Source organism: Pseudomonas sp. B21-054, assembly GCF_026016345.1.
Lineage (GTDB): Bacteria > Pseudomonadota > Gammaproteobacteria > Pseudomonadales > Pseudomonadaceae > Aquipseudomonas.
Genome location: NZ_CP087204.1, coordinates 1,393,011 through 1,405,300, shown reverse-complemented (window position 1 = coordinate 1,405,300; position 12,290 = coordinate 1,393,011). Strand labels below are relative to the sequence as shown.

Annotated in this window: 11 protein-coding genes; 3 read left to right on the top strand and 8 right to left on the bottom strand. The window is 59.8% G+C overall.

Annotation, left to right across the window (positions count from 1 at the left end):
• Window positions 1-264 precede the first annotated feature (264 nt).
• Window positions 265-999, bottom strand: coding sequence for a helix-turn-helix transcriptional regulator (locus tag LOY70_RS06145; RefSeq protein WP_003198297.1), 735 nt, complete (start codon window positions 997-999; stop codon window positions 265-267).
• 615 nt (window positions 1,000-1,614) lie between these two features.
• On the opposite strand from LOY70_RS06145, the gene LOY70_RS06140 reads away from it, so the two are divergent.
• From LOY70_RS06140 to fdxA, 3 genes are all read left to right on the top strand, one after another.
• Window positions 1,615-1,974 (top strand): DUF6124 family protein, encoded by a 360-nt coding sequence (locus LOY70_RS06140; RefSeq protein WP_265034185.1) that lies wholly within the window; start codon window positions 1,615-1,617, stop codon window positions 1,972-1,974.
• A 740-nt stretch (window positions 1,975-2,714) separates the two neighbouring features.
• On the top strand, window positions 2,715-5,282 hold the full coding sequence (mutS, locus tag LOY70_RS06135) for a DNA mismatch repair protein MutS (protein WP_167310214.1): 2,568 nt from the start codon (window positions 2,715-2,717) through the stop codon (window positions 5,280-5,282).
• A 142-nt stretch (window positions 5,283-5,424) separates the two neighbouring features.
• Window positions 5,425-5,748: a ferredoxin FdxA gene (gene fdxA / locus LOY70_RS06130; protein ID WP_265034183.1), complete on the top strand. Its 324-nt coding sequence runs from the start codon at window positions 5,425-5,427 to the stop codon at window positions 5,746-5,748.
• Window positions 5,749-6,237: 489 nt separating this feature from the next.
• On the opposite strand, the gene rpoS is transcribed toward fdxA, so the two are convergent.
• From rpoS to fghA, 7 genes are all read right to left on the bottom strand, one after another.
• Window positions 6,238-7,245, bottom strand: coding sequence for an RNA polymerase sigma factor RpoS (gene rpoS, locus LOY70_RS06125; protein WP_003198289.1), 1,008 nt, complete (start codon window positions 7,243-7,245; stop codon window positions 6,238-6,240).
• A gap of 106 nt (window positions 7,246-7,351) precedes the next feature.
• Window positions 7,352-8,200, bottom strand: a complete 849-nt coding sequence (locus LOY70_RS06120) for a peptidoglycan DD-metalloendopeptidase family protein (RefSeq protein ID WP_123342528.1) — start codon at window positions 8,198-8,200, stop codon at window positions 7,352-7,354.
• A gap of 226 nt (window positions 8,201-8,426) precedes the next feature.
• Window positions 8,427-9,062 (bottom strand): protein-L-isoaspartate(D-aspartate) O-methyltransferase, encoded by a 636-nt coding sequence (locus tag LOY70_RS06115; protein WP_170862085.1) that lies wholly within the window; start codon window positions 9,060-9,062, stop codon window positions 8,427-8,429.
• 41 nt (window positions 9,063-9,103) lie between these two features.
• Complete coding sequence (surE, locus tag LOY70_RS06110) at window positions 9,104-9,853, bottom strand: 5'/3'-nucleotidase SurE (RefSeq protein ID WP_265034181.1); 750 nt, start codon at window positions 9,851-9,853, stop codon at window positions 9,104-9,106.
• Complete coding sequence (truD, locus tag LOY70_RS06105) at window positions 9,841-10,899, bottom strand: tRNA pseudouridine(13) synthase TruD (protein WP_265034180.1); 1,059 nt, start codon at window positions 10,897-10,899, stop codon at window positions 9,841-9,843. Before truD ends, surE begins: the two co-directional genes overlap by 13 nt.
• On the bottom strand, window positions 10,896-11,369 hold the full coding sequence (gene ispF / locus LOY70_RS06100) for a 2-C-methyl-D-erythritol 2,4-cyclodiphosphate synthase (protein WP_123415592.1): 474 nt from the start codon (window positions 11,367-11,369) through the stop codon (window positions 10,896-10,898). Before ispF ends, truD begins: the two co-directional genes overlap by 4 nt.
• A 43-nt stretch (window positions 11,370-11,412) precedes the next feature.
• Window positions 11,413-12,258 (bottom strand): S-formylglutathione hydrolase, encoded by an 846-nt coding sequence (gene fghA, locus LOY70_RS06095; RefSeq protein ID WP_265034179.1) that lies wholly within the window; start codon window positions 12,256-12,258, stop codon window positions 11,413-11,415.
• Window positions 12,259-12,290 lie beyond the last annotated feature (32 nt).

Sequence of the window (12,290 nt, the reverse complement as noted above, 5' to 3'; positions counted from 1 at the left end):
GGGTCAGTTGCCAACCCTCTGAACCGTTAAGGCCGGTTCATCGCTGCCTGTTGGTGGAACTAAAGAGCTTTGTTGCCAGCCGCTTTGTCGAGCGGCTTGGACACAGAATATGCATGGATGCATATACAGTCAATGCGTAAATGCATTTATTTATGCATATCGAATGCATCAGCGCATCAACGCTCAATGGCTACGGGGGTTAGGCGATTTTCAGAGGCGAAAAAAAACCCGCACGGCGGCGGGTTTTATCTGACAGCGGAGGGATTAACGGGCGTACATGCCCCACCAGAAGACGTGGCCGAGGATGACGATTTGCTCGTCCTGCATTTCCTGGAACGTGTAGTCCTCATCCGGATGTTCGTCGCGGTTGAAGCTGCGCAGGCGGATGCCGGTGGGCAGGCGATAAAGTTGCTTCACCCGCAGTTGGCCGTTGTGATTGATGGCATAGAGGTCACCGTCGACGATGTCGCCGATCCCGCATTTGCCGGCGTTCACCCCAACCGTGGCGCCGTCGCGCAGCACCGGCAACATGCTGTTGCCGCGTACCGTCACGCACTTGGCCTGGTCGAACTGCACACCGTTATGCCGCAGGCTGCGCTTGCCGAAGCGCAGGCTAGAGCGCTCGCTTTCCTCGATGACGAATCTTCCTGATCCAGCAGCCAATTCAACCTCGCGCAGAAAAGGGACCGACACCTCGTCTTCTTCAACGGGTGTTTCGTCGTCCCACAGGCTTATGTCCTTGAGTTCGGAATGCGGCTCGTCGCGGCGAGCATTGCCGGCGGGCACAACGTCCGCGCGCCCGCGCAACTGATCGGTGCTCACGGCGAAGTACTCGGCGATCTTCGAGATGTGTTTATCCGAAGGATCGACAATCTTGCCGCTGAGGATCCGCGAGAGGGTGGACTGAGGCACGCCAGTACGACGGTGAAGCTCCGTGGGGGAGATCCCGTGCTGATCGAGCAATGCTCTTAATACGGTAGAAACGTTGCGTTTTTGCATAACGCGCATAGTGCTTGTTCTTTTCGCAGAAGACAAATGCTGTTTTGCATAAGCGTGCATATGAATGAACAAATCACCGCCTCAAGGTCAGTTGATCGTTCCCACGCTCTGCGTGGGAATGCATCCCGTGACGCTCTGCGTCACCTTCCAGAAGCGGAACGCGGAGCGTCCCTGGCGGCATTCCCACGCGGAGCGTGGGAACGATCCGCTGGATATCAGGCCGATTGCGTTCTATCCAATCCTTGGATGAGGAATTTTCCCTACAACCTCTTGGGAAATCCCTCGATCCGCTTCCTTCAAATGTGCGACACCAGGCTACATCGCCTTGCGCCTCTGCCTACGACTGCGCCAGAATCCGCCGGCTTGTCCACCTTGGATCCCATCGGTACTTTGATTCTCGTCACTGCCCATCAGTGATCGGGTTTAGTAGCTCGATATCCAAGATGTTCATTGCTCCATTCAGTCAGGTATTCCTGCACTCAATGGTGGCTGTGCGCAGGGCGCCTTCGGGTGCGCCGGTTTCTTGGATCCCCGGTCTACTAACCTGCGTACAGCTGCCACTCTCTTCGTTTAGTAGCGAATGGGTGGCCGCTCCAACTCAAGGATCTAAGAAGCATGTTCAAGAACACTCCGAATCCCCCTAATCCCGACGATCACGTCTCCCGCAGCCAGTCTGCCAACGCCAAGAAACTCGACGAAGCCGCCACCCGCGCCTTGGACTATTACCTCAAGCCAAAAGACGACAAAGAAACATCCGACACCCTCGACACCCTTTTCATCATCGCCCCCAACAGCGACGCCGAATGCCTGCTCGTCAACCTCAGCGAAACCCTGGCCTCGGCCAATGCCATGGTCAGCGACCTGGCATTCGACCTGGAGGGCTCACGACGACATATCGCGTTGGGGGTCCAGCAGATGATTGAGTTGGGCCAGTTGTTGGCGAATCGGGCGTTGGATGTGGTTGAAGTGAGGTAGGCATTCATGATGCAGGCCGAGACCTAAGAGAAGCCCGAGTAATCACTGTGGGAGCGAGCTTGCTCGCGATAGCGGCCATCCAGTTACAACTAAGTTGTATTGGCAGCCGTCATCGCGAGCAAGCTCGCTCCCACAGTTGGATCGGGGTACAGCCGAAGAAACAGGTCGGCTGTCAGGCCGCCTTCGCGAGCAAGCTCGCTCCCACAGTTGATCGGGGTACAGCCGGAGAGACAGGCCGGCTGTCAGGCCGCCTTCGCGAGCAGGCTCGCTCCCACAGGGGAAACGCGGTCCCCCAGAACCAGGTCGGCTATCAGGCCGCCTCGCGGTGGATGTTGATCTCGGCGCCCCATTAACCACGCTGGCTGAACGAAGGTATTGCGCAGTGGGCAACCCGGCATGGATGCCGGGTTAGCCGCGCTGGGCCATGGATGGCCCTTCGCGGCGGCCCACGGAGCGATGCCTTCGTTCAGGCATGCCGAGCCTAGGCGAGGCACCGAGTGGTGGGGCAAAAGCGCTTTGCTTACTTTCGCGCTCTTCGAAAGTGAGCCGCCGTAAGGGCGGAACCATAAGTAGCCGTTACCGAAAAAACGGATAAGCACACAATCCCAAGCATCACTCACATATGGGTAGCACCAGACCGCCCATGTTAACCTTGCGCCCATCGCGGAAAAGCCGGGCCAATGCCCCTCCTTTTGCCCCACATCTTTCAACGAGCTTGCCTGACACCCATGAATACAGCCGTGAACGACCTCTCCAGCCACACGCCCATGATGCAGCAATACTGGCGCCTGAAGAACCAGCACCCCGACCAGCTGATGTTCTACCGCATGGGCGACTTCTACGAAATCTTCTACGAGGACGCGAAGAAGGCCGCCAAGTTGCTGGACATCACCCTGACGGCGCGTGGGCAATCGGCAGGCATGGCGATTCCGATGTGTGGGATTCCTTACCACGCAGCAGAAGGTTACCTGGCGAAGCTGGTCAAGCTCGGCGAGTCGGTGGTGATTTGCGAGCAAGTCGGCGACCCGGCCACCAGCAAGGGCCCCGTGGAACGCCAAGTCGTGCGGATCATCACCCCGGGTACGGTCAGTGACGAGGCGTTGCTGGATGAACGCCGGGACAACCTAATCGCCGCAGTGCTGGGCGATGAACGCCTGTTCGGCCTGGCGGTGCTGGACATCACCAGCGGCAATTTCTCGGTACTGGAAATCAAGGGTTGGGAAAACCTGCTTGCGGAGCTGGAGCGGGTCAACCCGGTGGAACTGTTGATCCCGGATGACTGGCCCAAAGACCTGCCGGCAGAAAAACGCCGTGGCGTGCGGCGTCGGGCGCCGTGGGATTTCGAGCGTGATTCGGCGCTGAAAAGCCTTTGCCAACAGTTCTCCACCCAGGACCTCAAGGGCTTCGGCTGCGAGAACCTGACCCTAGCCATCGGCGCGGCCGGCTGCCTGCTGGCCTATGCCAAGGAAACCCAGCGCACCGCCCTGCCCCACTTGCGCAGCCTGCGTCATGAACGCCTGGATGACACCGTGGTGCTGGACGGCGCGAGCCGCCGCAATCTGGAGTTGGACACCAACCTGGCCGGTGGGCGCGACAATACCCTGCAATCGGTGGTCGACCGCTGCCAGACCGCCATGGGCAGCCGCCTGCTGACGCGCTGGCTGAACCGCCCGTTGCGAGACCTGACCGTGCTGCTGGCGCGCCAGACCTCCATTACCTGCCTGCTGGATCGTTATCGCTTCGAGCAGTTGCAACCGCAGCTCAAGGAAATCGGCGACATCGAGCGGATCCTCGCCCGTATCGGCCTGCGCAACGCCCGTCCCCGTGACCTGGCGCGCCTGCGCGATGCCCTCGGCGCCTTGCCCGAGCTGCAAGTGGCGATGACCGACCTCGAAGCGCCGCACCTGCAGCAACTGGCGCGCACCACCAGCACCTACCCGGAACTGGCCGCGCTGCTGGAAAAAGCCATTATTGACAACCCGCCGGCGGTGATCCGCGACGGTGGCGTGCTGAAAACGGGCTACGACGCCGAACTCGACGAGTTGCAGTCACTGAGCGAAAACGCCGGCCAGTTCCTGATCGACCTCGAAGCCCGGGAAAAAGCCCGCACCGGCCTGGCCAACCTCAAGGTCGGCTACAACCGTATCCACGGTTATTTCATCGAATTGCCGAGCAAGCAGGCCGAGCAAGCCCCGGCCGATTATGTTCGCCGCCAGACCCTCAAGGGCGCCGAGCGTTTCATCACCCCGGAACTCAAGGCCTTTGAAGACAAGGCGCTGTCGGCCAAGAGCCGTGCCCTGGCCCGGGAAAAGATGCTCTACGAAGCGCTGCTCGAAGACCTGATCAGCCAACTGCCACCGTTGCAGGACACCGCCGGCGCCCTGGCGGAACTGGACGTGCTGAGCAACCTGGCCGAACGCGCGCTGAACCTGGACCTCAACTGCCCGCGCTTCGTCAGCGAGCCGTGCATGCGCATCAGTCAGGGTCGTCACCCGGTGGTCGAGCAAGTACTGACCACGCCGTTCGTGGCCAACGACCTGAGCCTGGACGACAACACCCGCATGCTGGTGATCACCGGTCCGAACATGGGCGGTAAATCCACCTACATGCGCCAGACCGCACTGATCGTGCTGCTGGCCCACATCGGCAGTTTCGTGCCGGCGGCCAGTTGCGAACTGTCCCTGGTGGACCGGATCTTCACCCGGATCGGCTCCAGCGATGACCTGGCCGGCGGGCGCTCGACCTTCATGGTGGAAATGAGCGAAACCGCGAACATCCTGCACAACGCCACCGAGCGCAGCCTAGTGCTGATGGACGAAGTCGGACGCGGCACCAGCACCTTCGACGGCCTGTCCCTGGCCTGGGCGGCGGCCGAGCGTCTGGCGCACCTGCGGGCCTACACGCTGTTCGCTACCCATTACTTCGAGCTGACAGTGTTGCCGGAAAGCCAGCCGCTGGTGGCCAACGTTCACCTCAACGCCACCGAACACAACGAGCGCATCGTGTTCCTGCACCATGTGCTGCCCGGCCCGGCCAGCCAGAGCTACGGCCTGGCGGTGGCGCAACTGGCCGGTGTACCCAGCGAAGTGATCAGCCGTGCCCGCGAGCACCTGAGCCGCCTGGAAACCACCAGCCTGCCCCACGAAGCGCCACGCCCGACCAAGGGCAAACCGGCCGCACCGCAGCAAAGCGATTTGTTCGCCAGCCTGCCGCACCCGGTGCTCGATGAACTGGCCAAGCTCGATCTGGACGACCTGACCCCACGTCGGGCGCTGGATTTACTCTATACATTGAAGACACGGATCTAACGCACAGGCTTTCAAGCTGTTAGAATCTCGCGCGGTTTGGGATGCTGCAGGCAATTAGCCTGGTCTGCAGACTATCGCTCCCGAACCTGGCGAGCCCACCGTGAACGGGTTCCGCTGCCGCCGCCTGAGGAGAGAATTAGAAATGACCTTCGTCGTCACCGACAACTGCATCAAGTGCAAGTACACCGATTGTGTAGAAGTCTGTCCGGTGGACTGCTTCTACGAAGGCCCGAACTTCCTGGTCATTCACCCGGATGAGTGCATCGACTGCGCCCTGTGTGAGCCGGAATGCCCTGCCGTGGCCATCTTCTCCGAAGATGAAGTGCCCGCTGGCATGGAGAATTTCATCGAACTGAACGCCGAGCTGGCGGACAAATGGCCGAACATCACCGAGAAGAAAGATCCTCTGCCGGACGCCGCTGAGTGGGATGGCAAGGACGATAAGCTCAAGGAGCTCGAACGCTGATTATCCCTGCGTTCGTCGAAAAGGCCCATTGCGGGCCTTTTTGCTTTTCCGGATTCAAGGAATCGCAGGCAAAAAAAAGGGGCGGTTTGACCCGCCCACATTTTTTCCCTAATCCCTTTGATCCTTTTCATCGTCCTGATGAATCGCATCCTGCGATGTCCTTCCTTCCCCATCGTCCGTGACGGGTGTGTCTGTCCGTCGACACAGGATTGATATTAGTGTTTTCCCAGCCGAGCGCAATCCGCCTGCCTCGGTCGGCTGTCTCTGTCATGATACAGTCACGAATTAAATCGCCTTATAAATCATACAGTTAAAAAAATACGACAGCCTTTATAGTCGTCTATCCCGTGCACGGGAATCCGAACGCTTACATAACACTAGGCAAAAGCTTACACGCCGAATCTATAAATAGAGAAGACGTAGAACCCCCATCGCAGAAACGAAAAAGCCCCGAACCAGTCGGGGCTTTTGCTGCTGCACTTGCGTTCGTTACTGGAACAGCGACTCACTCGAGAGGCCATTCTTCTCCAGGATCTCCCGGAGACGCTTGAGGCCTTCCACCTGGATCTGTCTGACGCGCTCACGGGTCAGTCCAATCTCCAGGCCTACATCTTCAAGGGTGCTGCTTTCATGACCGCGCAAGCCGAAGCGGCGAATCACCACTTCCCGTTGCTTGTCCGTGAGCTCCGACAACCATTGGTCGATGCTCTGGGACAGGTCATCGTCCTGGAGCAACTCGCACGGGTCGGTGGGGCGGTCGTCAGTGAGGGTGTCGAGCAAGGTTTTATCCGAGTCCGGCCCCAGCGAGACGTCTACCGAAGAAACCCGCTCGTTGAGCCCAAGCATGCGCTTGACCTCACCTACCGGTTTTTCCAGCAGGTTGGCGATTTCTTCGGGTGAGGGTTCATGGTCGAGTTTCTGGGTCAACTCACGGGCAGCCCGCAGGTAGACGTTCAGCTCCTTGACCACATGAATCGGCAACCGGATCGTCCGGGTCTGATTCATGATCGCCCGCTCGATGGTCTGGCGGATCCACCACGTGGCGTAGGTCGAGAAACGGAAGCCTCGTTCGGGGTCGAATTTCTCGACGGCGCGAATCAAGCCCAGGTTGCCCTCTTCGATCAGATCCAGCAGCGAAAGCCCGCGATTGACGTAGCGTCGGGCGATTTTCACCACCAGGCGCAGGTTACTTTCAATCATGCGTTTTCGACCGGCTGGGTCGCCACTTTGCGACAGGCGCGCAAAATGAACTTCTTCCTCGGGAGAGAGCAGCGGCGAGAAACCGATTTCGTTGAGGTACAGCTGAGTGGCGTCGAGCGCCCGGGTGTAATCGATGTACTTATGTTGTTTAAGTGAAGCGGAGTGTTTGGATTTGGCACGAACGGAAGGTGGAGTCGCCCCTTCATCATTCGACATCGAATCCATAGCGATGCCGGTCTCCATAAGGAGAACCTCATCGTCGATGTCAAACTCCGGCACTTCTTTACTGAGAGCCATTGTTATAGTCCTTTGGTGAGTTCGACCTCAAGCTCAAGCGACGCCTTTATCCTTGGCAACGCTGGAGCCTGTTCCCTCTACGTGACGGAACAGGCTGACAATCAAATCAACGACGTGGCAGGAATTGCAACGGATCTACAGGTTTACCTTGTCGGCGAATCTCGAAGTGCAGTTTCACCCGGTCCGTTCCCGTTGAGCCCATTTCCGCAATTGTCTGTCCGACCTTGACCTGCTGCCCCTCCCGAACCAACAGCCTGCGGTTGTGACCGTAGGCACTGACGTAGGTATCGCTGTGTTTGATGATCACGAGTTCGCCGTAGCCCCTCAAACCACTCCCGGCGTACACAACCGTGCCATCAGACGCGGCTAAAACAGGCTGTCCCAAATCCCCGGCGATATCAATTCCTTTATTCAAACTACCGTTTGAAGAGAATTTTCCAATGAGAACGCCATTAGAAGGCCATCCCCAGCCTGTCGGGGCGGGGCCTGCGGGAGGCATCGGCGCGGGGGGTGGTTTGCTCGCGACGGACGGTACTGTCGCGGTTGCCGCCCCCGCTGGGCGGCGGATAACCGTGGTTTTACTCGACGACGAAGCCGACGAATCCGACTGCGTGACCACCGCCGTAGGCGTTGAACCACTGCGGCCGTCAAAGCGAATTGTCTGACCCGGATGGATCGTATAGGGCGCAGGAATGTTGTTGCGCGCCGCGAGGGCTTTGTAGTCCCAGCCGTAGCGAAAAGCGATGGAAAACAGCGTATCACCGCGACGGACTACATACTGACCGGTCGTTACTGTAGGACGTTGTGGCGCCGCATTGTTATTGCGATCGACGACCCGGACGTTACCCGACTGCGTACTGGAACAACCGACCAGCAAGGTACTCAAGACAAGGCCAGTCACCAGGCGCTGAAAGCTCGTGATACCCATACGCTGCGCAATGACTGTGAGACTCACCCGCCGCTCCCTTTGTGGTGGCTGAAAAATGGGAAACTGCCTATCCAGGCAGAGGTGCTACCGATACAACTGACCATGACCGCACCTCTATAAAGGAAGCACGAAGGGTGGTCGCACACGTTTGCTCGACACCGTTGAACGCTGTTTAACAAATCAGCCTTTAACCTATCGATGCCGCTGTAAGACACAACCCATGCCACGGAATTCAGCGTCTGTTTATAAATGCTCAGGCCAACGGCCCGTTGAGCAATGGTACAAATCGTACCGCCCCGAGGACGTGTCGAGAAAAACCGTGCTCCTCACGCACGATCAGCATCAGCTGCTGGACCTCTCCAGCCCCCACCGGAATCACCAGTCGCCCACCTGGAGCGAGCTGATCCAGCAAGGCCTGGGGGACATCGGTGGCGACGGCGGTCACAATGATGCCGTTATAAGGTGCCAAGGCCGGCCAGCCCTCCCACCCGTCGCCCCAGCGAAAGACCACGTTGCGCAAGTTCAGCTCGACCAGACGCTCCTTGGCGCGGTCCTGCAGGACCTTGATTCGCTCGACGGAAAACACCCGCTCCACCAGTTGCGATAACACCGCCGTCTGATAGCCCGACCCCGTGCCGATCTCCATCACCTTGTCCAACGGACCCGCCTCCAGCAGCAACTCGCTCATGCGGGCCACCATATAAGGCTGGGAAATGGTCTGGTTGTGGCCGATCGGCAACGCCGTGTCTTCGTAGGCTCGATGGGCCAGGGCTTCATCGACGAACAAATGCCGTGGCGTGCGGCGAATCACTTCCAACACCTGGGCGTTGGACAGGCCTTCTTCGTAAAGCCGCTGGATCAGCCGTTCCCGGGTGCGCTGGGAAGTCATGCCAATTCCGCGGCGCATCATATCGTCTTGCTCACGAGCCATCAGTGCAGCCCCTCCAGCCAGCCATCGAGATGTCGAAAGGCGTCGTTGAAGGTACGGTCGAACTGCAACGGCGTGATTGAGACATAACCTTGCATCACCGCGTGGAAATCGGTGCCCGGCCCACCGTCCTCGGCATCACCGGCGGCGGCGATCCAGTAACCGGCCTTGCCCCGCGGATCGACCACGTGCATGGGCTGGGCGGCGCGGGCACGATGTCCCAGGCGCGTGAGCTGGATGCCACGGATGTGATCGAGCGGCAGGTTCGGGATGTTCACGTTCAGCACCGTACGGGGCGGCAGGTCCAGCGCGCCATGGGCTTCGACCAGTTTACGGGCGAAGTAGGCGGCGGTCGGCAAGTTATCCACCTGCCGCGAAACAAAGGAAAAGGCAAACGACGTTTTCCCCAGGAAGCGACCTTCCAGGGCCGCGGCGACCGTGCCGGAATACAGCACATCATCGCCCAGGTTAGCGCCCAGGTTGATGCCCGACACCACCATGTCCGGCTCGCGCTCCAGCAAGCCGTTAAGGCCCAGGTGCACACAATCGGTCGGGGTCCCGTTGAGGCTGATGAAACCGTTATCCAGATAGCAAGGGTGCAACGGACGGTCGAGCGTCAGCGAGCTGCTGGCGCCGCTTTTGTCCTGGTCCGGAGCGATTACCACGCACTCGGCAAAATCCGCCAGCGCAGCATAAAGCGCGGCAAGACCGGGTGCTGTCACCCCGTCGTCGTTAGAAATCAGAATACGCATGGGCTGTCCGTCTGCCCCACCGGCACCAAATCGACAAGTTCGCGCACCAAGACAGTGGCGAAACATCCGGCCGGCAGGACGAATTCCAGTTGCAGAATGTCAGGCTGGGGATAATGCCACGACAGCCCGCCAATGGGCAGTCGCAGGATGCGACGTTCGTGACTCATTCCCGCGTTTATCAACCAGTCCCGCAAATCGGCTTCGCCCTCGGCGATGGCCTGTTCCAGCTCAAAGGTCGCGCCAGCCGTAGGCGAAGGCCCCTCGCCCCACTGCGGCCCGGTCGGGTGCAGATCGAGGATCGCCAGGCGCGGATCGCTGCATTCAGCCTCGCCCGCCGGGAAAAAGCTGCGGCTGTCAGTGAAGGCCAGCAAGTCGCCGATCTGCGCCTGCTGCCAGGTGCCGTCGGCCACCCGTGCCGCCAGCACGCGGTTGAACAGGAAACTGCGGGCGGTGGACAACAACCGCGAACGCACGTTGCGCTGTTCCGGCAAGGCCTTGCGCGCCGCCCAGGCACGGGCGTCGACGACATTGCCACCGTCATGGCCGAAGCGCTGGGCGCCGAAATAATTGGGGATGCCCTGGCGAGCAATCTGTTGCAGCCGAGCATCGATGGCCGCCACGTCCCCCTTGAACTGGGTCAGGCGCAGGGTGAAGCCATTGGCCGAGTGCGCGCCGCGTTGCAGCTTGCGTTTATGCCGGCCGGTCTTGAGGATTTTCAGCGTGTCGTTCTCTGCCGCCGATAGATCAGGATCGGCCTTGCCCGGCAATTGGACGCTGAACCATTGGCGGGTCAGGGCCTGACGGTCCTTGAGGCCGGCGTAGCTGACGGTGCGCAACGGCACGCCGGCGGCCTTGGCAATTCGCCGGGCAGCCTCTTCCGTGTTCAAGCCGCGTTTTTCCACCCAGATCCACAAATGCTCGCCATCGCCGGTCAACGGGATGTCGAGCACTTCATCGACCTGGAAATCTTCAGCGATAGCCTTGAGTACCGCACTGCCCAGCGGCTCGCCATAGGCCCGTGGGCCCAACAGTTCCAGTTCAGTCATGGGCGCAGCAACAAGGCAACGCTATGGACGGCAATGCCTTCCTCGCGACCGACGAAGCCCAGCTTTTCGGTGGTGGTGGCTTTCACGTTCACTTGGTCCAACTCAACTTGAAGATCCTCGGCAATCAGCTGGCGCATCGATTCGATGTGCGGTGCCATTTTCGGCGCCTGGGCGACGATGGTGCTATCGACATTGCCGACTTTCCAGCCCTTGGCGTGGATCAGCGAAACCACATGACGCAGCAGCACGCGGCTGTCGGCGCCCTTGAATTGCGGGTCGGTGTCGGGGAAGTGCTTGCCGATGTCCCCCAGGGCAGCCGCGCCGAGCAACGCATCGCTCAAGGCGTGCAGCAGGACATCACCGTCAGAATGCGCGAGCAGCCCGAAGCTGTGTGCGATACGCACGCCGCCCAGAGTAATGAAGTCGCCTTCAGCGAAACGGTGAACATCGTAGCCGTGGCCAATACGCATAAAAAAACGCCCCGATTTTTGTCAGGGCGTGATTCTACCTGCATTAGACGTTTAGAGCGCGTGCATGATGTTGCAAGTGATCATCGATAAAGCTGGCAATGAAGAAGTAGCTGTGGTCGTAGCCCGGTTGCAGGCGCAATTCCAGCGGATGACCGGCGGACTTGGCGGCTTGGCGCAGGGCTTCAGGCTTGAGCTGGTTGGCCAGGAAGTCGTCGCGATCGCCCTGGTCCACCAGCAGCGGCAATTTCTCGTCAGCCTCAGCGATCAACGCGCAGGCATCCCACTCGCGCCATTTCGAGCGATCTTCCCCCAGGTAGCGAGAGAAGGCCTTCTGGCCCCAAGGGCAATCCATCGGATTGTTGATGGGCGAAAAGGCCGACACCGAACGATAACGTCCCGGGTTGCGCAGGGCGCAGACCAATGCGCCATGCCCGCCCATGGAATGACCGCTGATACCGCGTTTATCCGAGGCCGGGAAATGCGCTTCGACCAGCTCCGGCAACTCCTGCACCACGTAGTCATGCATCCGATAGTGCCGCGCCCATGGATCCTGCGTGGCGTTCAGATAAAAGCCTGCGCCCAGACCAAAGTCCCAGGCACCGTCCGGATCACCCGGTACGTCGGCACCACGGGGGCTGGTGTCGGGCGCGACAATGATCAACCCCAACTCGGCGGCCATGCGCTGGGCACCGGCCTTCTGCATGAAGTTTTCATCGGTACAGGTCAGCCCGGACAACCAGTACAGGACAGGCAATTTGCCGCCCTGCTCGGCTTGCGGCGGCAGGTACACGGCAAACACCATGTCACACCCGAGCACTTCGGAACGGTGCCGGTAACGCTTGTGCCAACCGCCGAAGCTTTTCTGGCAGGAAATGTTTTCGAGGTTCATTGCATTTCAGCCTCAAGCCTCAAGCCTCAAGC